We start from the raw sequence: 26,291 nt of genomic DNA on the forward strand, positions 1-26,291 counted from the left end.
TCATTGAAAATGCTTCACCAAGAAAAACACACCTAACCAACTGATATTTAAAGGATATAAAGATGAATTGTTAACTTGTCGCTAATTTCATATATCGATGTCGTTATTTTTATACGGAAAACAAGTCTGTTCCAGTATAAATAAACCTATCGATAGCTTGTAGTTATCTAACCATTTTATTCCTGATGTGTATTGTCTATCAATACACTCTAGCAGCAAGCGAAGGTGTCATTACACCCGTGACATAATCCCCCCGGTTATGTCACGCTTTTTTTATTCATAAATAAAGGCGTGTTGTTTCAAGCAACACGCCTTTATTGGATCTGTATTGTATGATGAGCTGACTTTAGCTCTGCTGGCATTAAAACTATTTGATTACCAAACACATCACTCTATTGAATTTTCAATAAACTTAGATGGTGACAGGCCAAAGTAATGCTTAAACCTTTGACTGAAGTATGATGGATCATTAAACCCGGTTTCAAAAGCAGTATCTGATATTTTCTCACCTGAAATTAATAATTCGCAAGCTTTCTCTAAACGAACTTTGGTCACATAATCCATAAAAGATCCACCAGATAAAGATTTAAACTTTCTCTGTAAACTTCTCTCCGATAAAAACAGCATCTTGGCTGCATGACATGTACTAAAATCAGGATCGGGATAATGCTTTTCAACCAGTTGATAAACTTTATCAAGCCAGTCATTTTGAACTTTACTATTCGTTGATTTATTTACGTTGTGAGTTTCCTGCTGGGAAGTGGGCGTTTCGGTAGTGCAGGCATCTCCATCAATATCAATCGAGGAAAGAGACTTTTCGACAGACCATGAAATAGATAAGCGCGTTCTATGTATCAATTGATTATAATGAAAATCAAAATGCCCTCCACTGTAATCAGCCATTTGGGCAATAGCAGATAGAGAGGTATCTGATAAGGTAAATTTATGTTTAATTTCTGCTCGACCAAACTCTTGCGCTTCAAAAGCTTGTATTTCTTCTTCTGAGATACCTTCTCCCGTATCTTCGATAGAAATATGGAGTCGACCATCGGCAAGTTTCGCTGAGAGGTGAATAATTTGATTGGCATCTGAACGGATCAAAGCACTCGCCATCAAGGTATTTAAGATCATATCAAGATTGAAGTGTTTCACCTTAACCAAACAGCCTTGGCTATTGTCTTCAACAAGCAAAGTGATCCCAACTTTATCCGCTTCTTGTTGCCAACCTTTCACTACAGCTTTTACAACAAAGGACACTACTTGCCCATCAAATACCGTACACTCTGGAGTCTTATTATCATATAACACCAAAATTTGCTCTAAAGGTTCTAGTGCTTGCTCTGTATGACTTAAAGCTAGCGTATTTTTGAGGTCATTCTTGTGTAGGTAATCTTTCAGGTCATCAAGGTTTGATTTAGCTTTAGTAACTCGCTCCCCAACCAATATACGTCGAGTCTGGGCTTGTTTACGTAGCTGCATATTGCTGCTAACCAATAATTGACTTTGATGCCTTAATTGCTGGGTTTTCAAGTTAATCAAACGCCTTAACCTTACATTGGTTTTCAACATAATTTTGGAGCGCCATGTAATCAACAATACAATGCTACCAATCAGCAATACCACAAAAATAGCCACACTACTCGGAAGTAAATACCAAGGTTTGCTCACGATAAAACTATACTTCGCACCAGAATGACTGGTTCCCACCTGAGACATAGTCTTTAATTTTAAAGTGTAATGACCTGGTTCTAAATGTTCAAAGGTTAACTGTGAGCCTTGAAAGTCCACCCAATTTTCTTTTTCGCTACCGAGCAAACGATACTGCACTTGCGGCACTTCAAAATTTGGCAAAATACCAAAAAGTACACTGACCGAGCGACCATAACTAACATGAATATCTCTACTGGTTTGCGGTGCTACCATTATCACTGAATGGTCGACCTGAAACTCACCGACCAACACATCATTGGTGGGTAATTCAGTTTTAATGAGTGTTTCCGTTGAAGCAAAAATAAGACCAAGACGTGTAGTGAGTACTAAGGTTTTGCCATTCGGTGATACGCTACAACCATTAGGAAGAAACTCATTAGCAACGATACCAAATGGTGTCGGGAAATAACGAGAAAGCGCAGCAGTTTGATCATAATAATGGATACCTTTGGTAGTGGTAACCCAAGTACCTAATTCGGAACCAATAGTACAAAGAGGAATGCTATTTGAATGAGGTAAGCGAACTTTAGTTGCGTTGAGATCGCCATCTTGCATATACAATAAACCGTAGCTGCTCGCACTCCAAACCTGATTATTAACCGACTCAGCAATAGAGGCTACATCGCCATAATCAGCACTTCTCGAGTCAAACCTTATCGCTTGGTTATTATATTGATAGACCCCATGATCCGTACCAATCCACAGCTTTCCACTGTCCCCCGGATATAGACTAGTAATCGTTGATGGACTATATTTATCTACCATCCATTCGAGCCCTAATTCATCGGTCCTTTGTTGTTGCCATGAATAACGATAAAGCCCACGCTCATTCGAGATCCAGACATCGCCATGGTGATCAACCACCAAATGAGAAATGTGGTTTCCAGACCATTTATTTTGTTTGCGAATAACATTTGAGACACCAGAATCCGTATCATAACGTATCAGTTTATCACCTTGGCTTAGCCATAATATGTGATCAAACTGGCTGATATGAGAGACGTTGTAGTCTAATAACTTTTCGACTTTATTTTCTCTAGCATCAGCACGGCTTGCCGTTACCTTGAATAAACCTAAGTTACTTGCCAACCATGCCATTCGATCATTAATAGCAACTACATCATTAATATGTAGGTAAGGTAGATTATACTTTTCACGCCCAAAGCGAACTCGTTTAAATAAACCGCTAGTTTGTGAGTAATAATTGATTCCTTTAGCGGTGGCAATCCAAACCCCACCTTTATTATCAGCACTTAGCCCTCTGATATTGTTATTTATTAGGGCTAAATCATCCTGATAACTACTATAAATATACTTCGTCAATTGAGTGTCTAATTGATGAACAAATAAGCCTTTTTTAGTGCCAATCCAGTAATCACTTGGGGTGATTAAGAGAGTTTGAACCTGCCCTGCAGCAATCATCTCCACTTCTGGTTTGATAGTTGCCATATTTAGGCTAAAAGCCCCACTTTGCGTTCCAACCAGTAGGCGTAGATTTTTTTTATCAAAAGCTAATTGATTAATATTGGAGAAATACTTAGGTAGCACTCGCCGAATACCTGTTTTATCTAAATAGAAAAGCGATTGACTGGTCGCCACCACCCACTTTCCGGCAACTAAAGTGGCACTAACAATACCATTATTGTCTCGGGTTGAGCCTTGAGTAATTTGTGATACAGGGATAGTGTGATGCTCACCAGTGTGAGTATCAAAAGTATGAAAGTGATGACTACCATACAACCACACGACTTGTTCAGATTGCCCTATCGCTTGGAATAACTCTTTCTTTGGGCTTTCAAATACCACTTCCTTGTGGCCGGTATTATCAACTTTAAGTAAGCGCCCACTATCAATATACCAAAAGTGTTCTGAAGCATAAGTGACATGGTTAGTATCATGATTAAATGCGCGACCAGGAAGAAGTGAAAAGTGTTGACCATCAAAATAATAAATTTGATTCTGAATATCTTGAACCCAAACGCCGCCTTTTTCATTCGAAAACAATGCCTTTGCCGTCAAGAAATGACCTTGTGCTTGGCTTGGCAAAGAATAAAAAATGGAATCAGTTTCTATCGCATTGACGGAAAAAGAGAACATTAGCAACACTAAAAACCGAAAAATACGCAACGTCACAAACTACCTTAATAATTACCAAGCGGAACACTGCAAAATTATGGCATACTAACCATCAATTTAAACAGATATTTTGCGACAATTAATATGTTGGTGATCCAATTCATGTTAATGATGGATGACACTGAATAAAATGAGATCTGGAAATATATCCAAGCCACTTGAGGATGAACAATCGACCTAATTTAACACTGTACTAGTGTAATAACGACATCCTAGCTTTCACTTGCTCAGTAAACTCAGCTCGCTGCTCAGGTGGTATACTCTTTTGCCCAGGTAGAGGTGCTAACATTACGTTAAGTGGTTGGCCATTTTTGCGTAGTTCATAATGTAAATGAGGCCCCGTAGAACGTCCAGTATTGCCTGTTAAAGCAATTTTTTGTCCTCTTTTCACCCTATCTCCTACTTTCACAAACGTTTGGCTCAAGTGAAAAAAGTGCGTGCTGTAAACCCGACCATTGCTAATCACAACATATTGACCAGCTAACGGATGGTGGCCGACTTTTTTAACTACCCCCTCTCCTGTTGCAAATACTGGAGTGCCAATAGGCATCGCTAAATCAGTCCCATAGTGCGGCGCATATTGATGAGTGACAGGGTTTAAGCGATGAGGATTAAACTCAGAGCTCACCGGATAAGTACTCCGTACAGGTAGTCTATCTAGCGTTTTTTCAACACTCATACCATCGGGATAATAAAAATGTTCATCATTAAAACGAACGACTTGAATATCTTTTCCTCGATGTTGATACCAAATTGCCATCACCTTACTGGCTCCAACACTTTGCCCACCAATAACACTCTGTTCTAATTCAACGGAAAACTCATCTCCTATCGTCACCGGAGAAGTCACATCAACTTGCCAGTACAACGCTGTCGCGATAGTTTGAATATGCTCTTTAGTTAAACCAATAGCTCGTGCGCTTTGATAAAAATTACGATCAACAACCCCAACTTTAACCAAGGATTGTTTTTCAGCAGAAGTGACTAGAGGTCTAAATAAAAATTGGTTATTTACTTTGGTATATACACTACTTAAGCGAGGACTTCGGTGAATCTGTACCGAAAGTAAACTACCAGCATCATCCTGCATCCACTCGACTACCTGACCATTAAGTAAAGTAATCGCTTGAGGGCGCACCTTAATCATCGATAGTAAATCATCATGACTTAAACCGTACAGCTTAAAAATATCGGCAAGAGTTTCACCTGACTGAACTTTGTGGCTATAGCTACGTTGCGTTTGTTGCTGATCAATAGCATCTTTTTCTAGTGTCAGACTAGGATCATTTTTTTCTAATACAGCTTCTGATAAAACACTGTCTGCATGATTGAATGAAAATGGTGAGGACTTGAATCGCGGAGAATAGCTAGTTGGGAAGATAAAATAATAGCTAATTACACTTATTACGGGCAGCAATAGCAAAAGCAGCCACGCCCATAAGCGAAGCTGCTTTTTATAACTTATCTTTTGGTACTTGTTGTACAAAAATATTCCTTAACGAGTAAGGCACTGACTAAAGCTGGTTCCGAGATCCTGTAAGTATTGGAAATAAGCGCCAGGTGTTGCTTCATATTCAGTTGCCAGTGGATCCAACACTCCGTGATTAACATCCGTGCCACGGGTTACGGAATCAATCACTGCTGGCGTAAATTGTGGCTCGGCAAATACACAATACACTTGATCCGTTTGAAGAGCGTTACGAATAGCAATTAAGCTTTTTGCTCCCGGTCGACGATCCGGTGATACAGTAAAAGCACCTAAATGGTTTAAACCAAAGTAATGTTCATAGTAGCTGTAGGCATCGTGGAAAACATAATAACCATGCTTTTTAACGGGGGCGATTTTTTTCTTAACTTGCTCAATAGCAACATTCAAGTTTTGAGTAAATTCTGCATAATTTTGTGCGTATTGCTCACTATGATTTGGATCTAGAGTAATAAGCTTATCTGAAATCACTTTCGCCATTTGCTGCGCTTGCACAGGGCCTAACCACAAGTGCGGATTGTAGTTACCGTGATGGTGATGTCCATCGTCATGTGCTTCATGATCGTGATCTTCATGGCCGTGTTCATCATGCTGATCGTAAACAATTTTATCTATTTTCTCAGACTGATCCAGTTGTAGAGTATTGGTACTCCCCTCCAGCACGCCTTCCAAAAATGATTCTAGACCCGGTCCAATCCACACAAATAAATCAACTGATTTTAATTTACGTACATCTGATGGTTTTAAAGCATAATCATGAGGAGAGGTATTATTGGCAAGCAATACCTCAGTATCCGTAACCCCTTTCGTTATCTCTTGAGTTATCAATTGTAATGGCTTAATAGATGTCAGTACTGATATTGGTTGTTCTTCACTCTTTGACCAAGCGGCATGTGAGACAAAACCAAATATCATTACAACCACGATCCATGCTTGTGATAAAATGCGTTGCATTCGTTTCTCCAAATAGAATGTTTTATCAATTGCTATTGGTATGCTGATTCATAGTAACAATTGATAGTTATGGTAATTATTTTACATAATGTTACTATATAACATTACATGTCATCAAGCTGGTTAACAATGTTTGAATTAATTCGTCTCGACAACATCACTGTAACGTTCAACGACAAGTCGGTGCTCGATAATATTAGCCTGACCATCAATAAAGGTGAAATCACCACTATCATTGGGCCTAATGGTGCAGGAAAATCTACACTCATTAAAATTATGCTCGGATTAATTAAAGCGACTTCCGGCACCATTACCAAAAAAAATAAATTACGTATTGGTTATGTTCCACAAAAATTGCGCTTAAATGACAGCTTGCCTTTGACCGTCGACCGCTTCCTCAAGCTTGCAGGACGCTATAGTGCCAATGAACGGATGGAAGCTTTACGTTTAGTCGGTGCTGAAAGTTTATATAAAAATGATATGCATAAGCTATCTGGAGGGGAAAACCAGCGAGTACTGCTTGCTCGTGCATTGCTCCAGCGCCCAGACTTATTGGTTCTTGATGAACCAGCTCAAGGTGTTGATGTTCAAGGACAAATTGATTTATACACTTTAATTAACTCATTAAGGCAACGCTTTCGTTGCGCCGTCTTGATGGTATCTCATGACTTACATTTAGTTATGGCTCAAACCGACGAAGTCATTTGTTTGCATCACCATATTTGTTGTTCTGGTGCACCGGAAGCGATTACCAAGCACCCTTCTTATATCGCTATGTTTGGCCAGACCGCCAAAGATACATTAGCTTTTTATCATCATAACCATCGACATCATCACGATCTCGCTGGTGATGCTATCGAAGGTGAACCAGAAGTTTGCTCACATATCAACTGTGCTCATTCTTCAACTCAGCAGAAAAAACGTGGACATTAACCCATGCTTGATATTTTATTACCTTCTATTTTAGCCGGACTAGGTATCGCAATTATTTCTGGGCCACTTGGCTCACTAGTAGTATGGCGAAAAATGGCTTACTTTGGTGACACCTTAGCCCACGCTTCCCTGCTTGGTTTAGCGCTCGGCTTTTTATTAGACATCAATTTATATTTAGCTTTAGTTGTATGCTGCCTTGGGTTAGCGGTATTACTTGCCGCATTACAAGAACAAAAAGTGATCGCCACTGATACTTTACTCGGTATTCTCGCCCATAGTGCTTTATCTTTAGGCTTAGTAGCTGTGAGCTTCTTAGATAATGTACGAGTTGATTTAATGAGCTATTTATTTGGTGACTTATTAGCGATCAGTCCATCCGATCTCACCTTTATCTATCTCGGTGGTGCAATCATCATGGCTTTACTTGTCACCTTTTGGCGCGCTTTACTCTCTACTTCGATAAGCGAAGAGCTAGCGAGTGTGGAAGGAATTAATGTTCCATTTATGCGAATGGTTTTAATGTTACTCGTCGGACTCGTGATCGCGGTAGGAATGAAATTTGTTGGCGCGTTAATTATTACTTCGTTATTAATTATCCCAGCAGCTACCGCAAGACGTTTTTCAAATACACCCGAGCAAATGGCAATTGGTGCTTCTTGTATTGGCATGGTAGCTGTTCTATGCGGATTATCACTTTCTTGGTTTTATGATACGCCAGCTGGACCTTCTGTGGTGATTTCAGCAGCCGCGATGTTTATGCTTAGTCAACTGAAACCTGCACGATAAAACTTCCGCTAGTAGATATAAATCAATAACGCCCCAAGGCTTTGCTAGCTCTGGGACGTTATTGTTTATTATTAGGCCATCAATTTGGTATTAAACAGAATAGATTAAGCGAAGCGATGTGTACCGCATAGTTTATTGCCCGCCGGATCACGCAAGTAAGCCAGATACAAACGGCCCGCCATTCCATTTCGCTCACCCGGAGGCTCTTCACAAGTGATACCACCATTCGCTACCCCAGCATCATGCCATGCATGTACAAGTTCAGGCGTTGCAATCGAAAATCCGAAAGTCGAACCATTACCATGAGTGGCAGGTTCACCATTCAATGGCTTCTTGATAATGAAGATTCCGGTTGGTGTAGCATAAATACAACTATCGCCTTTAATGATCCCTGGCTCGTAACCCAGAGTACCTAATATGGCATCGTAGAACTTTTTTGATGCTTCAAGATCCGTAGCACCAAGCATGATATGACTAAACATAGTTATTCCTTTCAATGAGTGAATAATCTATCCGCTTCACTGTATCTATTTATATTAAAAAAACCAATAAAAAAGGCCATCCGAAGATGACCTTTCATACTAAAAAATTGATGATAAAAAACTTACCAGCCTGTCACTTCTTTTAGTGCATCGCCAATCTCTGCCAATGACTTCGTTGTTTTTACACCAGCGGCTTCAAGTGCTGCAAATTTATCTTCAGCAGTACCTTTACCACCAGAGATAATCGCACCAGCATGGCCCATACGTTTACCCGGAGGAGCCGTCACACCCGCAATGTAAGAGACGACAGGCTTAGTAACATTCGCTTTAATATAAGCCGCTGCTTCTTCTTCTGCCGTACCACCGATTTCACCAATCATTACGATTGCTTCTGTCGCGGGATCGTTTTGGAACATTTCCAATACATCGATAAAGTTCGTGCCTGGAATTGGGTCACCACCGATACCAACACAAGTCGATTGACCAAAACCAGCATCCGTTGTTTGCTTAACTGCTTCGTACGTTAGTGTACCTGAACGAGAAACGATACCTACGCGGCCTGGCTGATGAATATGACCTGGCATGATACCAATCTTACATTCACCTGGAGTGATCACGCCTGGGCAGTTAGGACCAATCATACGAACGCCGGTTTCTTCTAGCTTCACTTTTACGTCAAGCATATCAAGCGTTGGGATGCCTTCTGTAATGGTAACGATTAACTCGATACCAGCATCAATTGCTTCTAAAATCGCGTCTTTACAAAATGCAGCCGGTACATAAATAACCGTTGCCGTTGCACCCGTTGCTTCAACGGCTTCACGAACAGTATTAAACACAGGAAGACCTAGATGCTCAGTACCTCCTTTACCTGGAGATACACCACCTACCATTTGTGTTCCATAAGCAATAGCTTGCTCTGAGTGGAACGTACCTTGACCGCCAGTGAAACCTTGGCAAATAACTTTGGTATCTTTATTAATTAGTACTGACATTATTTGCCCTCCGCCGCTTTAACTACTTGAACTGCTGCATCTTTAAGAGATGTTGCCGCAATGATATCTAAACCAGATTTCGCCAATACGTCACGGCCAAGCTCTGCGTTTGTGCCTTCAAGACGAACCACTACTGGTACTTCAACGCCGACTTCTTTCACTGCGCCAATGATACCTTCTGCAATCATGTCACAACGAACGATACCACCAAAGATATTCACTAGAACCGCTTTAACATTGGTATCAGATAAAATGATCTTAAATGCTTCAGCAACACGTTCTTTGGTTGCGCCGCCACCTACATCAAGGAAGTTCGCAGGCTTACCACCGTGTAGGTTAACGATGTCCATCGTCCCCATCGCAAGACCAGCGCCGTTGACCATGCAACCAACATTGCCATCTAAAGCAACGTAGTTAAGTTCATATTGTGCCGCATGTGCTTCACGCTCATCTTCTTGAGATGGATCGTGCATTTCACGTAATTTTGGTTGACGATACATCGCATTTGAATCAATGTTAATTTTACCATCTAGGCACAATAAATCGCCTGAACCTGTAATAACCAATGGGTTAATTTCAAGTAGTGCTAAATCGTATTGCGCAAACATAGTACCTAGACCCATGAAGATCTGAGTAAATTGTTTGATTTGATTGCCTTTAAGGCCAAGTTTGAATGCAAGTTCACGTCCTTGGTATGCTTGAGGGCCAACCAATGGATCGATCGCTGCTTTATGAATCAATTCTGGCGTTTCTTCTGCCACTTTTTCGATTTCAACACCACCTTCCGTTGATGCCATGAACACGATACGACGTGTGCCACGGTCAACCACTGCACCTAGGTACAATTCATTAGCGATGTCTGATGCTTCTTCCACCAAAATTTTAGTCACTGGTTGACCGTTAGCATCTGTTTGATAAGTCACTAAGTTTTTACCTAGCCACTTTTGAGCAAATTCTTTGACACCATCTTTGGTATCATGTAGTTCCACACCGCCCGCTTTACCACGACCGCCAGCATGTACCTGACATTTAACCACTTTCTTCGCGGTATTAATGCGACCTGCGGCTTCATAAGCTTCAAGAGGTGTATTGCAAGCGTAACCTTCCGGTACTGGCAATCCGAATTCAGCGAACAGCTGTTTAGCTTGATATTCATGCAAATTCATTGTGCTATTTCCATTTCATTATCCGTGAGGATTTATTATTTCCATTGGCATTTAATGTAAGTAAGGGAATGCCATGATTTATGTAGGTGTACTTTTTTATTTGATTGGGTAGCTATAGACCAGCAGCTACCCAATTTATTGCTCATTTCAATATCGAGATTAGATATCAAGTAACAAGCGAGCTGGATCTTCTAGTAACTCTTTGATGGTTACTAAAAATCCAACTGATTCACGGCCATCAATCAAACGGTGGTCGTAAGACAGAGCAAGGTACATCATTGGTAAAATTTCCACTTTACCATTTATCGCCATTGGACGATCTTGGATTTTGTGCATACCCAAGATTGCCGCTTGTGGTGGGTTGATGATTGGTGTAGACATTAATGAACCAAATACACCACCATTTGTAATAGTGAAGTTACCGCCCATTAAATCTTCAACTTGCAATTTGCCATCACGCCCTTTGATCGCGAGATCTTTAATGCCTTTCTCAATATCAGCGAAACTTAGCGTGTCACAGTCTTTTAGTACTGGAGTAACAAGGCCACGTGGCGTAGAAACCGCCATGCTGATATCAAAATAGTTGTGATAAACGATATCATCGCCATCGATAGAAGCATTCACTTCAGGATAACGCTTCAACGCTTCTGTTACCGCTTTAACATAGAAAGACATAAAGCCTAAGCGCGTATCATGACGCTTCTCAAACTGATCTTTGTATTGAGCACGAAGATCCATAATTGGCTTCATGTTCACTTCATTAAAGGTTGTCAGCATGGCAGTCGAGTTTTTCGCCTCAAGCAGACGATTCGCTACCGTTTTACGCAAACGAGTCATTGGTACACGCTTTTCAGTACGAGCAGCGGTAGGCGCTTCAACTTGAGCCTCTTTATCTTCTTTCGTTGGTGCTGCCGATTTCTTAGCTAGATGCGCGTCAACATCTTCACGAGTAATGCGACCACCAACACCAGTACCTTTCACATCTGACGCTTCAAGACTGTGTTCCGCTAATAAACGACGAACCGCAGGACTTAGTGCATCATTAGATTCTTCGCTTAAAACTGCTTTATGGCGTTTATCCGGCGATGCTTCGCTTGATTCTGCTTTATCTTTAGTTGGCTCTCCTGCGATGGCTCCCGCTTTCAATTTAGCGATTAGCTGCTTTGAAAGAACCGTTGCACCTTCTTCTTCCACAATAGCTTCTAATACACCATCATCAGGAGCAGGTACTTCTAACACTACTTTGTCAGTTTCAATTTCAACCAACACTTCATCACGTTGTACCGAATCACCCGGTTGTTTGTGCCATGTAGCAATAGTCGCATCTGCTACGGATTCAGGTAAATCTGGAACCAGAATTTCAATTGTCATATCTGTAAAGTCCTTATCTCTAGTTCATTCAACTAGGAGTAATAATCCACTGCACTAAAAGTCTAAATTCAAAGCATCATCCACTAACGCTTTCTGTTGCTTTAAGTGTACCGACATATAACCAACCGCTGGAGAAGCTGAAGCTGGTCGACCTGCATATTTTAATGTTGCACCATTTGGCAATGCGAAACGCATATTGTGTTGGCTGCTATACCATGCGCCTTGGTTCTGCGGCTCTTCTTGACACCATACAAAATCTACAACATTAGTATATTGCTCAATCGCTTTGCTCACATCGTCGTATGGGAATGGATAAAGCTGCTCCACACGAATAATTGCCACATCGTCTTGCTCATTCTTACGGCGTTGCTCAAGTAAGTCGTAATAAACTTTACCTGAACACATCACAACACGTTTCACTTTGCTTGCTTCTAGCTCATCCGTTTCTGGAATCGCAGCTTGGAACGTGCCTTGTGCTAACTCTTCTAGCGTTGAAGTGCACAAAGGATGACGTAATAAAGATTTTGGCGACATTACAATCAGTGGGCGACGCATTGGACGTACAACCTGGCGGCGAATCATGTGATAAACCTGGGCTGGCGTTGAAGGTACAACCACCTGCATATTTTGCTCAGCACACAATTGAAGGTAACGCTCTAAGCGAGCCGATGAGTGCTCTGGACCTTGACCTTCATAACCATGAGGCAGCAACATCGTTAGGCCACATAAACGACCCCACTTTTGCTCACCCGATGAAATAAATTGATCAATCACAACTTGGGCACCATTGGCAAAGTCACCAAACTGCGCTTCCCAAATAGTTAAACCACTAGGCTCAGCCGTTGCATAGCCATATTCAAAAGCCAATACTGCTTCTTCTGATAAGACAGAATCAAACACTTGGAATGAACCTTGGCTATCGTGAATATGTGCAAGTGGCATATAAGTGCTGGCGGTTTCTTGATCATGTAATACTGCATGACGGTGGAAGAAAGTACCACGACCTGAATCTTGACCTGTGATACGAATACGTTTTCCATCATCGACAAGAGTGGCATAAGCTAAAGTTTCAGCCATACCCCAGTCAATCATCTTCTCTCCACTCACCATAGAACGGCGATCGTTGTACAGTTTCGCAACTCGGCTTTGCAGCTTATGACTTTCAGGGAACTGACAAACCTTGCTACCTAGCTCTGACAAACGAGTGAAATCAACTTGATCATCCCAATCTTCATTCCACTCATGACCTAAGTAAGGGGTCCAGTCAACAGAGTGTAATGCCATCGGGCGCCATTCTTTCACTACGACCTCACCACGATCAAGTGCATCACGGTATTCGTTGACCATTTGCGTTGCATCTTCCAACTCAATATCTTTACGGTCAACCAGTACATCTGCGTACAATTTACGTGGTGTTGGATGTTTCTTGATCTTTTGATACATCAAAGGCTGAGTTGCATTTGGTTCATCGGCTTCGTTATGGCCGTGACGACGATAACATACCAAATCAATCACAACGTCGCGTTTAAATGTATTACGGTAGTCTAATGCGATGCGAGTAATAAAGGCCACCGCCTCAGGATCATCAGCATTCACATGGAAAATCGGTGCCTGTACCATCTTAGCGATATCAGTACAGTACATTGTTGAACGCATATCGCGTGGGTTTGAGGTAGTAAAACCAATTTGGTTATTTACCACGATACGAACGGTACCACCAACTTGATAACCTCGGGCTTGTGACATGTTAAAGGTTTCAGCAACCACACCTTGACCCGCGATCGCCGAGTCACCATGAATAGTAATTGGTAAAACTTTACTGCCATCTTTATCACCTAAGCGATCTTGACGAGCACGTACCGAACCAATAACTACAGGGTTGACGATCTCTAAGTGAGATGGGTTAAACGCTAAGGCTAAATGCACATCTCCACCTGGTGTAGAGAAATCAGCAGAGAAACCTTGGTGATATTTCACATCACCGGTACCCCATGAATCACCGTGTTTACCAGCAAATTCATCAAATAGATCTTGTGGTTTTTTACCCAATACGTTGACTAACATATTTAAGCGACCACGGTGAGCCATACCAATAACCACTTCGCGCATGCCATTTGAGCCAGCATGACGAATCAATTCTTTTGTCATTGGAATTAATGCATCCCCCCCTTCCAATGAAAAACGTTTTGCACCTGGGAATTTTGCGCCTAAGTAACGCTCAAGGCCTTCCGCTGCCGTTAATTCATGTAGAAAAGTGGATTTCTCTTCTGCAGTAAAAGTACCTTCACCTACCACTGATTCTAAACGGTCTTGGATCCAACGCTTTTCTTCAGTGTTAGTGATGTGCATATATTCTGCACCAATCGAACCACAGTAGATTTTATTTAGGGCTTCGTAAATATCTTTCAACGGCATAGTGTCTTTGCCTACCGCAAAAGAACCGACGTTAAATGACTCTTGGAAGTCTTCAGGAGAGAGGTTATGAAACGCAGGATCAAGTTCAGCAACTGATTCACGTTTCCAAATATTGAGAGGATCTAGATTTGCAGATTGATGCCCACGGAAACGGTAAGCATTGATTAACTGCAAGACTTTTACTTGTTTAGCATCGACATCAGGATCACTAACTTGGACATTGTAATGCTTTGTCTCTTTCGCTAATCGTCTGAAGTAGTCACGAACACGGGAATGTGGTTGTTCACCTGCTACAGAAGCTTCTGCTGGTAGGCTTTCAAACACTTCTTTCCATTCGTCACCGACTAAATCGGGGTCACTAAGATACAGTTCGTAGAGATCTTCTACGTAAGTTGCATTGGCGCCAGCCAAGTGTGAAGACTCGAGCCATGCCTTCATCACGCCGTTGTGCATATTTTCCCTTAACCTTTTTTGGTTTCAAATTATGCTTCGACACTTACTCAGCTATAAATGGTTACGATAAGTAAATGCCTAATTGTAAGTCGGCCTAGCGTAAGGCTGGGCCGACTTTCCTTGCCCTAGAGCAATTTTTATACTGAGCGATTGATAAGCATTGTCTTAATGTGACCAATCGCTTTGGTTGGGTTTAACCCCTTAGGACAAACACTGACACAGTTCATTATCTCATGACAACGAAAAACGCTAAATGCATCGTCAAGATTTGACAAACGTTCATCTGTCGCCGTATCTCGGCTATCAATTAACCAACGATAGGCAGCTAATAAACCCGCTGGGCCAATAAATTTATCCGGGTTCCACCAAAATGAGGGACAAGATGTCGTACAGCATGCACACATAATGCAATCATACAAACCATCTAGATGCGCACGATCTTCTGGTGATTGTAAATTTTCACGTGATGGTGGTAGCTCAGCATCATTGATCAAATAAGGTTTAACCTTGGCATAGTTATCATAAAACTGAGCCATATCAACAATAAGGTCACGCACTACCGGTAAGCCTGGCAGTGGACGAATAACCACTTTACTTTTACCTAATAATGCCGACAAAGGCGTAATACACGCAAGGCCATTCTTGCCATTCATGTTTAAACCATCTGAACCACATACACCTTCACGACATGAGCGACGGAAAGAAATGGTCGGATCTTGTTCTTTCAATAAGATAAGTGCATCAAGCACCATCATATCTGAACCTTCTTCCACTTCTAACTCATAATCCTTCATGTAAGGTTTTTTGTCAGCATCTGGATTATAACGATACAAAGAGAAATTGACTTTCATTTACTTAATCTCCCTTAGTAGACACGGGCTTTAGGTGGAAAGGCTTCACGCAGTACAGGCTGCATATTCACATCGCGCTTAGACATATCTTCCGTTTCAGGATTATAAATCGAGTGACATAACCAATTCGCATCATCACGATCAGGGTAGTCAAATCGAGCATGTGCACCACGACTTTCAGTACGATAGTTCGCTGCAACCGCGGTTGCATAAGCTGTTTCCATTAAGTTGTCTAATTCTAAACATTCGATACGTTGAGTATTAAACTCGGTAGACTTATCTGATAAATAAGCATTTTTCAAACGCTCACGAATCGCTTTTAGCTCTTCCAAACCTTTTGCCATCGCATCACCTTCACGGAATACTGAGAAGTTATTTTGCATGCAGCTTTGTAAGTCTTTACGAATTTGTACAGGATCTTCACCGCCAGTACTGTTTTCCCAACGATTATAACGAGCTAACGAAGCTTCAATATCAGCTTCAGTTGCTTCAGGTGTTTCAGCTTGAAGTGCTAACGTTTCACCTAAATGAAGCCCCGTCGCACGACCAAATACAACCAAATCAAGTAGCGAGTTGCCACCTAAGCGATTTGCGCCATGTACGGATACAGAAGCAATTTCACCACAGGCAAATAGACCTTGAACTTCTTGGTCCTGACCGTTGGCATCTTGTTTAATCGCTTGCCCTGAAACCTGAGTCGGCACCCCACCCATCATATAGTGACAGGTTGGGATAACTGGAATCGGCTCTTTAACAGGATCAACGTGAGCAAAGGTACGAGATAATTCAAGAATACCCGGCAGGCGAGCATCTAAAACTTCTTTACCTAAGTGATCCAGTTTCAATTTAATATGTGGACCCCAAGGACCGTCGCAACCACGACCTTCACGAATTTCAATCATCATTGAACGCGCTACTACGTCACGACCGGCTAAATCTTTCGCATTCGGTGCATAACGTTCCATGAAACGTTCGCCATCTTTATTTAGAAGATAGCCACCTTCACCACGACAACCTTCAGTGACTAGTACACCTGCGCCAGCAATGCCGGTTGGGTGGAACTGCCACATTTCAATATCTTGCATTGGAACGCCCGCACGCAGTGCCATGCCAACACCATCACCAGTGTTAATATGCGCATTAGTAGTCGATTGATAAATACGACCTGCACCACCGGTTGCCAATACCGTTGCTTTGGCTTTGAAGTAGCAAATCTCACCGGTTTCCATGCAAAGCGCGGTGGTACCTAATACCGCACCTTCTTCATTTTTCACTAAATCAAGCGCGTACCACTCAGAGAAAATAGTGGTTTTATGTTTGATGTTTTGCTGATAAAGCGTATGAAGCAATGCATGTCCTGTACGGTCAGCAGCAGCAGCAGTTCGAGCAGCTTGCTCACCGCCAAAATCTTTTGATTGGCCGCCAAATGGGCGTTGATAAATAGAACCATCTTCAAAACGAGAAAATGGTAGACCCATTTTTTCTAATTCGATAACAGATTCTGGACCATTTTTACACATATATTCGATAGCATTTTGGTCACCAATATAATCCGACCCTTTTACAGTATCGTACATGTGCCATTGCCAATCATCTTTATGTGAATTTCCTAATGCTACTGTAATGCCACCTTGAGCAGAAACAGTATGAGAACGAGTTGGAAATACCTTTGAAAGCAACGCACAAGATAGGCCTTGCTCTGAAATTTGTAATGCAGCGCGCATACCGGCGCCACCAGCGCCGATCACAACGGCGTCAAATTCACGAACGGGAATACTCACTTACACACCCCACAAAATAAATAGACCAGAGAAGAAGTACGCAATCAATGTCACTATGACCACTAATTGTAATACCACGCGTACTGCGGTTGGTTTAATATAATCAGTCAACACTTGCCACATGCCAATCCATGCATGGATCAGAACACATAATAGCGCCACCATAGTGAACACTTTAGTAAAAGTACCACTAAAAAATGATTGCCATGACAAGTAATTAATATCAGGGCCACAGGCTAAAAAGCCCACCATGTACACGGTATAAAGTGTCATGATGATGCCTGTTGCACGGATCAGGAGGTAATCATGAACTCCATTGCGCCCAAAGGAAGAAATGTGCTTTACCATACAAGAACTCCTGCTAATACCGATAATACAGCGGTGACCACGAAAACAGCTTTAGCGCTTAACGCACCGCTTTCTTTCTCTTCAAAATATTTCATATCCATAAGTAAATGACGAACCCCACCACAAATATGGTAAGCAAGAGCAGTCAAAATACCCCACAAAATAAATTTCACAACAAAGCTATCAATGACACTCGATGCTTGAGAAAAACCTATTGGAGATGATAAAGAGGTGGCAAGTAGCCATAATAAGATACCAACAGAAACAAACATAATGACACCAGAAACACGGTGCACAATGGATGCAATGGCAGAAATTGGGAAGTGTATTGTTTGTAAATCTAAGTTTACTGGTCTGGACTTTCTTTTATTCACGGGTGTGCTCACTCAGCTCCATTTAGAGCATTTATAGTTATTGACATAAATCGATTAAACACCCTGTAACTATTTAATTAACATTTCCATTCCAAAACACCCAGTCAATCTATGGATTTTTTGTTAATTAAACATCTACCTCATCGAGAGCAGCTTCCGAAACCCCTGATAAAATAAGGCGTTAACCAAAATTTTCACTAGCACTATACGACCGTAAACAAACAAATTCAATTCATGTAACAAAATATGCTACATAGAACATATTTTTAACTTTTTCCAACTAAAAAATCATAAGCAGCACACAGTTCGAAGTAGAATAATTGACTTTATGTATGAATCTAAGTACAAAAAGCACACACAAAATATCCTGGATGGATTAATAATTTACAAAGGAGAATGTCATGGCGGATAAGAAAGCGACCCTTCATATTGAAGGTCAAGCACCTATTGAACTCCCTATTTTAAGCGGCACAAATGGCCCAGATGTAGTGGATGTCCGCAAATTAGGTGCAAGCGGTTATTTTACTTTTGACCCAGGTTTTCTTGCTACTGCGTCTTGCGAATCCCAAATCACTTACATTGATGGTAGTAAAGGTATTTTACTTCACCGTGGTTTCCCAATCGACCAACTTGCCAACAATGCTGACTATTTAGAAGTGTGTTACATCTTACTTTATGGCGAAGCCCCAACACGCCCTGAATATGAAAAATTCAAACAAATCGTTGCTAATCACACGATGGTTCATGAGCAAATTGCGAGCTTCTTCCATGGTTTCCGACGTGATGCTCACCCAATGGCAGTAATGTGTGGCGTGGTTGGTGCATTAGCCGCGTTTTATCACGACTCGTTAGATATTAATAATTCAACTCACCGTGAAATTACCGCATTCCGCTTATTGTCTAAAATGCCGACATTAGCTGCAATGTGTTATAAGTACTCAATTGGGCAACCATTCATCTACCCTCGTAATGACTTAGATTATGCGAGCAACTTCTTACATATGATGTTTGCTAACCCTTGCGAAGAGTACAACGTCAACCCTGTTGTTGCTCGTGCGATGGATAAAATATTCACACTTCACGCTGATCACGAACAAAATGCGTCAACGTCAACCGTTCGTCTTGCTGGTTCTTCTGGTGCAAACCCATTTGCTTGTATTGCAGCGGGTATCGCTTCATTATGGGGCCCTGCTCACGGTGGTGCGAACGAAGCATGCTTGAAAATGTTGGAAGAAATTGGCAGTGTTGAAAATATTCCTGAATATATTGAACGCGCTAAAGATAAAGAAGACCCATTCCGTCTCATGGGCTTTGGTCATCGTGTTTACAAAAACCATGATCCACGCGCTAAAGTAATGCGTGATTCATGTCATGAGGTTTTATCTGAACTTAACATTCAAGATCCACTGCTTGATGTAGCGATGGAACTAGAGCGTATTGCACTTTCAGATCCATACTTTGTTGAGAAAAAACTGTACCCTAACGTCGATTTCTATTCAGGTATCATTCTAAAAGCAATTGGTATTCCTGTATCGATGTTTACGGTAATTTTTGCACTTTCTCGTACTATCGGTTGGATTGCTCATTGGAATGAAATGCATGATGATCCACACAACCGTATCGGTCGTCCTCGTCAACTTTACACCGGTAAATTAAGCCGAGATTTCAAACCTCTACAAGATCGCGAATAGTATAATTTAAGACAATAAACTTAATAAAAAAGCGAGCTCTCACAGCTCGCTTTCTCGTTTCTCGTTTCTCGTTTCTCGTTTCTCGTTTCTCGTTTCTCGAACAAGTATTTATACTTATACGGGATTGTCGATATCAATAAACGTCACATCAAATCCGTGTTCCTTTGCTAACCATTCACCTAGTGCTTTTACGCCATATCGCTCAGTCGCATGATGACCAGCAGCAAAATAATGTATGCCTAACTCACGTGCAATATAGGTAGTACGCTCAGAAACCTCACCAGAAATAAACGCATCGAGACCTGATTGCGCTGCTAATTCTAGGTAATCTTGCCCACCACCGGTACACCACCCAATGGTTTTAATTTCTTTATCTTGATCATCAGGGGCAATATGTAGTGGTATACGTTTCAGTACTGCCTCAATGTTTTGACTTAATTCTTGTCCTGATAGAGGATCTTTAAACGTACCGTACATGGCAATAGATTGCGGATGCCCTTCTAGTCCACCTTGAGTTTCAATATCTAACAACTGAGCAAATTGCGCGTTATTACCTAATTGAGGATGAATATCGAGCGGTAAATGATAAGCATATAAATTAATATTATTTTGAATCAGTGAACGAATACGCTTACCTTTCATTCCGGTAATCGGTTGAGACTCACCTTTCCAAAAATAACCATGATGCACCAAAATCGCATCGGCTTTAGCTTCAACTGCCGCTTCAATTAACGCTTGAGACGCAGTCACACCCGTCACAATTTTTTTAACGACTTGTTTCCCTTCAACCTGTAGGCCATTGGGACAATAGTCTTTTATTAAATGAGGTGATAGAGTTTGATTGAGTAACGTCTCTAATTGTAGGTTATTCATTATATAAACCTTTTGATGATGTTCTTATTCAAATGTCAGCGTTTATATCATGTTATAGCAGCCAATCGTCAGTCACTTCAACCCCAATACCACAAGGATAGATCTTAAGTGTCGATGAAATATGCCATTTCCCCGCAGGAACAACAGAATCTATTTGTAAAAATCAGCGACTGGATGTCACATCACTCGCCGTTACTGCAAGCCAATCAAGCAGAGTTAGCTGACAATCCATTCAGCAAAAGTTTATCACCTCAGCCATTGCCCTATTCAGGTAATTCGCGTCTTGGTTTTTGGTACCAACATTTATGTCACCAGTATTTCGCCGCTCACCCTAACTATCAAATAATAGCCGAAGAAATTCAGCTCAACCATCAAGGGAAAACCATTGGCGCTTTAGATTTTGCACTCAAAAATACGGTGACTGATATTGTGGAACATTGGGAAGTTGCCATTAAATTTTATCTTTTATTTGATGGTCTATGGTATGGGCCAAATAGTCGCGACCGATTGGATTTAAAGCTTTCGCACATGTTGAACCACCAGCTTGCCATGTCTCAACATCAATGCTTTCAGCAGCAATACCCAGATCTAGGTGATATTAAACCTAAATTACTGATACAAGGGCGTTTATACATTAATCCGTTTCGTGACGAAGTAACACCAACAAGTTGCTTAGGCTATCCGATTGACCCATCTCAAAGCTACGGTTATTGGTGCTACGTCGATGACTTCAATAACATCAAGGAACCATTGTATATATTGAAAAAAGGCCAATGGCTAACCGGAAAAGAAGTGGATTCACCAGTGTTAAAAAAAGTTGGACACGAGTTTGTACATTGTCAAAGTCAATCGGGTGATTTTTGGTTTATTCTACCCAACGGATGGCCGCATGCTTGATTTTACGACATAAAAAAAGCGAGACCATAGAGCCTCGCTATTTCTTAATTACCGACCAACAGTATGGCTAGGTAAGATTGCCATACCAAGCAAAAATTATCAGATAATTAGTACGATTGGTATTACAAACCCGCGTTAGCAAAGACTTGATTCACAATTTCTTGAGCTTCTTGTTCGATCAGCTTTAAGTGCTCTTTGCCTTTAAAGCTTTCGCAGTAAATTTTATAGATATCTTCCGTACCTGATGGACGAGCTGCAAACCAACCATTTTCGGTAGTCACTTTAAGACCACCAATTGCTGCGCCATTACCTTGAGCGTGAGTTAAGCGTGCTGTGATTTTTTCACCAGCTAACTCATCTGCACTCACCATTTCAGCAGACATACTTTTGAGAACATTTTTTTGCTCTGTATTCGCCACAGCTTGAATACGATTGTATTGCGACGCGCCATGTTTTGCGGCTAATTTATCGTAATATTGTTGTGGGTTCATGCCTGTAACTGCGGTAATTTCCGCTGCGAGCAAGCACAGAATAATGCCATCTTTATCCGTCGACCAAGGCGTACCATCTTTACGTAAGAATGATGCTCCAGCACTTTCTTCGCCACCAAAGCCGAAACGACCTTCATGTAGGCCATCAACAAACCACTTAAAGCCAACAGGCACTTCACATAGGTCACGGCCTAAATCGGTAACCACACGATCAATTATCGCGCTTGATACAAGAGTTTTCCCTACTTGAACATCCGCTTTCCACTCACAACGATGACGGAATAAGTAATCAATACAAACTGCTAAATAATGGTTCGGATCCATTAAGCCTTGTGGCGTCACAATACCATGACGGTCATAATCTGGATCATTACCAAAAGCTAAGTCATAGTCATCTTTTAACTCAAGCAAGCTCGCCATCGCATAAGATGATGAACAATCCATACGAATCACGCCATCTTTATCAAGTGTCATAAACTGAAAAGAAGGATCAACGGTTTCATTCACTAACGTCATATCTAGCTGATACGTTTTCGCTATACGTCGCCAGTATTCAATCCCCGCCCCACCAAGTGGATCAATACCAATCTTAATATTCGCTTTTTGGATCGACTCAATATCAATCACGTTCACTAGGTCATCAACATAAGGTTGTACCAAATCAAGTGCTTTCACTTTATCTAGAGAATTGGCACAACGTTTAACGCCTTCTAGTCTTGCTGCAATATATTGATTTGCTTTATCTTCAATGCGCTGAGTAATTTCTGCTTCGGCTGGACCGCCGTGACTTGGATTATATTTGATACCACCATCTTGCGGTGGGTTATGCGATGGCGTGATCACAATGCCATCCGATTTATCTTGATGGGCAAGGTTATAAGTTAAGATCGCATGAGAAATGCCAGGCGTAGGAGTAAAGCCATTATCTTGCTGAACAATCACTTCGACACCATTTGCGACCAACACTTCGACTACCGAACGACAAGCTGGCTCAGATAGAGCATGGGTATCTTTACCGATAAACATTGGCCCTGTCAGCCCAGCAGCAACGCGTTCATCCACTACTGCTTGAGCAATCGCAAGGATATGCGCTTGGTTAAACGTGGCTTTACTTGAACAACCACGGTGACCTGAAGTACCAAATAATACTTTATGATCAACATTTGACGCATCAGGCTCGATAGAGAAGTAATCGCTCACTAGAGCGGGAATATTAACTAAGTCTTCAGGTAACGTTTTAGTACCTGCTCTAGGATGCAGAGACATTCAATAATCCTTTTTAGTGCTACTAAGATATAAAATCGAAAAAACCTCATAATACGTGATGAGTCAAATATTATGAGGCTCTTATTAAATCATTCTAATTAACGTTAGATGGCGTTACATACTTTATCAATCAAGTCTGCTTGAAAGCCCATTTGCGTCATTAGTTGCTGAACCATTTGGCGCTTACGGTTGGTATTATTATTAGTAATGACCCAAAACGGCGTATTTGGGATCGAGCGAGGCTTGGTCGTTTTACCGCTCGCTAACAAGGTTTCTTCATTATCAGCAAAGTAAACACGTGTACGACCTTTCACTTTTGCCGCTTCAGCAAAACTGGATGCTTCAATATGATACAAAGAAGATAAGATCAGCATAAAACGATCAATCGCTTTATCTTTCTCTGCAAACTCATCAGAAATAAGCAAAGATCGCATCACCTTGACGCCATCTGGCTTTTCTTGCTTAGCCGGCTTAGTTGATTCCACTGTATCAACGGTAACAGGATTCGTCATTGTTGCATTTGCTTGTGATCCTTGCTGCTCACCGATTAAAAGTCGACGTAAAATATCCGAGGCACTTTCACCAATATGCTGGGTTTGGCTCGCAATATAACGATAAAGTTCTTCATCTACTTCAATGGTTTTCATTGGCTTTTCACAATCTCAATCTGTTTAAACTCTAGAATGATTATACCTATAACTTACCGGATACTCTATGTTAAATACTCAGTGTTAGTAATAAAAAAGATCGTTTTGATCACTGAATGTTTTATTTTTTCATTACCGCACGGATAAAGTGCACAAATAATCAGCATTAAAAAACTAGTACGCCTTTCGACTCTAGTCTGAATTTATCTGGTGCTGATGGCATGATGTAAAATGAATATTTAGAATTTCAACGACCAATTTACTAAAGCGAGGATCTTGTAGACGTTTGTGGCTATTTCGCTTAGTTCTATCTCGAGATGGCATTTTACCAGGCTAAATGATTACTTTCGCATTATGACTGTATTATGATGTTTATTCGTACTTTCAGTTACAGGATTATTATGACTTCCCCACAACTTAACCATACAATTCAAGGTCAAGGCCCAGCAATCCTGCTCATTCATGGGCTTTTTGGCAGCTTAAGCAATCTAGGCTTATTAGCGAGAGACTTAGTTCAAGACCATACGGTTATTAGTGTTGATTTACGTAATCATGGGCATTCTTTTCATAGTGACACCATGAATTACGCTGTTATGGCGGATGATATCAATCACCTGTTAGTTGATTTAAATATTTCATCCGCCATAGTTATCGGCCACTCCATGGGCGGGAAAGTAGCAATGGCTCTTTGCAATATTGCCGCTGACAAAATCAGTAAACTCATCGTATTAGATATGGCACCCGTCGCCTATCAGCAAAGACGCCATGATAATGTTTTTTCAGGTTTAAAAGCCGTTATCAATGAAAAGCCTCAAAGCCGAAAACAAGCCTTAGACTGTTTGGCACGATATATTGAAATAGAGGGTGTGCGCCAATTCCTCGCTAAATCGTTACATACTAAAGATGGATACTTACAGTGGTTGTTCAATGTTGAGGGGATCATTAATAGCTATCAGCACATTCAAGACTGGGCCGAAATTTCTCCTTTCCACGGCGAAACTTTATTTTTAAAAGGCGCTGAATCTGACTACTTAATGCCAGAGAATCAAGCTGATATTCAAAAACAATTCCCAAATAGTAAAGCTCATATTATTGCTAATACTGGTCACTGGCTACATGCAGAAAAACCACTAGAGGTCATCCGTTCTATCCGTCGATTCATTAATAAATAATTCGCATTTCACTTATTCAGCGAGCGACTTCGCATTAACTTTCAATTGTATTAATGCTATAGTTCTGGGATAAAAAAACAACGGTGATCAAACGTATGCTTTACGAACATATCAATACTATAGAATCTCTAGGCTTAGATCTGTTTTTTGCATCGTTATTTTTATTGATTGGTTTAGCCATCAAAGATGTTTTAAAACAAGGTAATGTCCCGGTGTTTGGCCGTCGTATAGTATGGCTTGTTCTATTTTTAGGTTGTGCAGGCTTTATCGCCAAAGGATTAATCCAAATGAGCTGGGAAGGTACCGGCTTAGGCTAGCCACCGTACAACTGTAACGTATTCTTTTTAATTATATTGATACCGGCTTTTCCGGTAGTAGATAAATAGGTAATATTTCTATGGCAAGTGTAGGACTCTTCTTTGGTAGCGACACAGGTAATACTGAAGCAGTTGCTAAAATGATACAAAAAGAACTTGGCAAACAACTTGTGCACGTACAAGACATTGCGAAGAGCAGCAAGGAAGATATTGATAATTTTGATCTATTACTGCTTGGCATTCCAACTTGGTACTATGGTGAATCTCAATGTGACTGGGATGACTTTTTCCCTGAGCTTGAAGCAATAGATTTCTCAACTAAGCTCGTTGCTATTTTTGGTTGCGGTGACCAAGAAGATTATGCTGAGTACTTCTGTGATGCGATGGGAACCATTCGTGATATCGTCGAAGCGAAAGGCGGCACGATTATTGGTTACTGGCCAACAGAAGGTTATGAATTTGAAGCATCAAAAGCATTAGTTGATGACGATAACTTCATTGGCTTATGTATTGATGAAGACCGTCAACCAGAACTAACAGATGATCGCGTTAAAACTTGGTCAAAGCAGATTTATGATGAAATGTGTCTAGCAGAATTAGCTGATTAATCAAAATTTTGTGACATATCAAGATACCTCCTCTGTGAGGTATTTTGTTATCCTCACTCTAATGCTATAGTCATTTTAGATACATTTT

At 41.0% G+C, this 26,291-nt stretch carries 22 protein-coding genes; 7 read left to right on the forward strand and 15 right to left on the reverse strand.

All coding sequences use genetic code 11. From position 1 onward, the window contains the following. Positions 1-387: 387 nt before the first annotated feature. The 3 genes from ACE3G9_RS09815 to znuA all read right to left on the reverse strand — a co-directional run bounded on the left by ACE3G9_RS09815 (position 388) and on the right by znuA (position 6,247). Positions 388-3,843, reverse strand: coding sequence for a helix-turn-helix domain-containing protein (locus ACE3G9_RS09815; RefSeq protein ID WP_449219030.1), 3,456 nt, complete (start codon positions 3,841-3,843; stop codon positions 388-390). Between the two features lie 196 nt (positions 3,844-4,039). After that, positions 4,040-5,332 (reverse strand): peptidoglycan DD-metalloendopeptidase family protein, encoded by a 1,293-nt coding sequence (locus ACE3G9_RS09820; protein WP_449219031.1) that lies wholly within the window; start codon positions 5,330-5,332, stop codon positions 4,040-4,042. 9 nt (positions 5,333-5,341) lie between these two features. Continuing rightward, on the reverse strand, positions 5,342-6,247 hold the full coding sequence (gene znuA, locus ACE3G9_RS09825; protein ID WP_417879496.1) for a zinc ABC transporter substrate-binding protein ZnuA: 906 nt from the start codon (positions 6,245-6,247) through the stop codon (positions 5,342-5,344). Between the two features lie 168 nt (positions 6,248-6,415). On the opposite strand from znuA, the gene znuC reads away from it, so the two are divergent. Together znuC and znuB are read left to right on the forward strand one after the other, a co-directional pair. Further along, a complete protein-coding gene (gene znuC, locus ACE3G9_RS09830; protein WP_417879211.1) occupies positions 6,416-7,219 on the forward strand; it encodes a zinc ABC transporter ATP-binding protein ZnuC in 804 nt (267 codons plus the stop codon). Between the two features lie 3 nt (positions 7,220-7,222). Beyond that, positions 7,223-8,005, forward strand: a complete 783-nt coding sequence (gene znuB / locus ACE3G9_RS09835; protein ID WP_449219032.1) for a zinc ABC transporter permease subunit ZnuB — start codon at positions 7,223-7,225, stop codon at positions 8,003-8,005. A gap of 104 nt (positions 8,006-8,109) precedes the next feature. Here znuB and ACE3G9_RS09840 read toward each other — a convergent pair whose 3' ends face one another. The 9 genes from ACE3G9_RS09840 to sdhC form a co-directional block, all read right to left on the reverse strand. Continuing rightward, on the reverse strand, positions 8,110-8,487 hold the full coding sequence (locus ACE3G9_RS09840) for a VOC family protein (protein ID WP_417879213.1): 378 nt from the start codon (positions 8,485-8,487) through the stop codon (positions 8,110-8,112). Positions 8,488-8,609: 122 nt separating this feature from the next. Further along, a complete protein-coding gene (sucD, locus tag ACE3G9_RS09845; protein WP_449219033.1) occupies positions 8,610-9,482 on the reverse strand; it encodes a succinate--CoA ligase subunit alpha in 873 nt (290 codons plus the stop codon). Next, positions 9,482-10,648, reverse strand: coding sequence for an ADP-forming succinate--CoA ligase subunit beta (gene sucC, locus ACE3G9_RS09850; RefSeq protein ID WP_449219034.1), 1,167 nt, complete (start codon positions 10,646-10,648; stop codon positions 9,482-9,484). Before sucC ends, sucD begins: the two co-directional genes overlap by 1 nt. Positions 10,649-10,807: 159 nt before the next feature. Then, positions 10,808-12,019: a 2-oxoglutarate dehydrogenase complex dihydrolipoyllysine-residue succinyltransferase gene (odhB, locus tag ACE3G9_RS09855; RefSeq protein ID WP_417879216.1), complete on the reverse strand. Its 1,212-nt coding sequence runs from the start codon at positions 12,017-12,019 to the stop codon at positions 10,808-10,810. A 54-nt stretch (positions 12,020-12,073) separates the two neighbouring features. Then, positions 12,074-14,887, reverse strand: a complete 2,814-nt coding sequence (gene sucA, locus ACE3G9_RS09860; protein ID WP_449219035.1) for a 2-oxoglutarate dehydrogenase E1 component — start codon at positions 14,885-14,887, stop codon at positions 12,074-12,076. A 137-nt stretch (positions 14,888-15,024) separates the two neighbouring features. After that, complete coding sequence (locus ACE3G9_RS09865) at positions 15,025-15,738, reverse strand: succinate dehydrogenase iron-sulfur subunit (RefSeq protein WP_417879218.1); 714 nt, start codon at positions 15,736-15,738, stop codon at positions 15,025-15,027. Between the two features lie 14 nt (positions 15,739-15,752). Then, entirely contained in the window at positions 15,753-17,519 is a 1,767-nt protein-coding gene (gene sdhA / locus ACE3G9_RS09870; RefSeq protein ID WP_417879219.1) for a succinate dehydrogenase flavoprotein subunit, read from the reverse strand. Next, positions 17,520-17,867, reverse strand: a complete 348-nt coding sequence (sdhD, locus tag ACE3G9_RS09875; RefSeq protein WP_417879220.1) for a succinate dehydrogenase, hydrophobic membrane anchor protein — start codon at positions 17,865-17,867, stop codon at positions 17,520-17,522. Then, a complete protein-coding gene (sdhC, locus tag ACE3G9_RS09880) occupies positions 17,861-18,253 on the reverse strand; it encodes a succinate dehydrogenase cytochrome b556 subunit (protein ID WP_417879221.1) in 393 nt (130 codons plus the stop codon). Before sdhC ends, sdhD begins: the two co-directional genes overlap by 7 nt. A gap of 389 nt (positions 18,254-18,642) precedes the next feature. Here sdhC and ACE3G9_RS09885 point away from each other — a divergent pair, with 389 nt between their 5' ends. Next, entirely contained in the window at positions 18,643-19,932 is a 1,290-nt protein-coding gene (locus ACE3G9_RS09885) for a citrate synthase (RefSeq protein WP_417879222.1), read from the forward strand. Positions 19,933-20,046: 114 nt separating this feature from the next. On the opposite strand, the gene ACE3G9_RS09890 is transcribed toward ACE3G9_RS09885, so the two are convergent. Then, positions 20,047-20,805 (reverse strand): Nif3-like dinuclear metal center hexameric protein, encoded by a 759-nt coding sequence (locus ACE3G9_RS09890; RefSeq protein WP_449219036.1) that lies wholly within the window; start codon positions 20,803-20,805, stop codon positions 20,047-20,049. A 114-nt stretch (positions 20,806-20,919) separates the two neighbouring features. Between ACE3G9_RS09890 and ACE3G9_RS09895 the strand changes: the two genes are divergently transcribed. Beyond that, positions 20,920-21,702: a DUF1853 family protein gene (locus tag ACE3G9_RS09895; RefSeq protein ID WP_449219058.1), complete on the forward strand. Its 783-nt coding sequence runs from the start codon at positions 20,920-20,922 to the stop codon at positions 21,700-21,702. A gap of 122 nt (positions 21,703-21,824) precedes the next feature. On the opposite strand, the gene pgm is transcribed toward ACE3G9_RS09895, so the two are convergent. Further along, positions 21,825-23,459 carry a phosphoglucomutase (alpha-D-glucose-1,6-bisphosphate-dependent) gene (gene pgm / locus ACE3G9_RS09900; protein WP_449219037.1) on the reverse strand — a complete coding sequence of 545 codons (1,635 nt, stop codon included), beginning with the start codon at positions 23,457-23,459 and terminating at the stop codon, positions 21,825-21,827. A gap of 104 nt (positions 23,460-23,563) precedes the next feature. Beyond that, the gene (gene seqA / locus ACE3G9_RS09905; RefSeq protein WP_417879225.1) at positions 23,564-24,106 is read right to left on the reverse strand and encodes a replication initiation negative regulator SeqA; all 543 of its coding nucleotides are present in this window, start codon (positions 24,104-24,106) and stop codon (positions 23,564-23,566) included. Positions 24,107-24,507: 401 nt separating this feature from the next. Between seqA and ACE3G9_RS09910 the strand changes: the two genes are divergently transcribed. From ACE3G9_RS09910 to fldA, 3 genes are all read left to right on the forward strand, one after another. Further along, positions 24,508-25,278 carry an alpha/beta fold hydrolase gene (locus ACE3G9_RS09910; protein ID WP_417879226.1) on the forward strand — a complete coding sequence of 257 codons (771 nt, stop codon included), beginning with the start codon at positions 24,508-24,510 and terminating at the stop codon, positions 25,276-25,278. 95 nt (positions 25,279-25,373) lie between these two features. Next, on the forward strand, positions 25,374-25,595 hold the full coding sequence (locus ACE3G9_RS09915; RefSeq protein ID WP_027696997.1) for a DUF2788 domain-containing protein: 222 nt from the start codon (positions 25,374-25,376) through the stop codon (positions 25,593-25,595). An 80-nt stretch (positions 25,596-25,675) separates the two neighbouring features. Further along, positions 25,676-26,203, forward strand: coding sequence for a flavodoxin FldA (gene fldA / locus ACE3G9_RS09920; protein ID WP_417879227.1), 528 nt, complete (start codon positions 25,676-25,678; stop codon positions 26,201-26,203). The last annotated feature ends 88 nt before the right edge of the window (positions 26,204-26,291 follow it).

The organism is Vibrio sp. E150_018 (assembly GCF_053544035.1).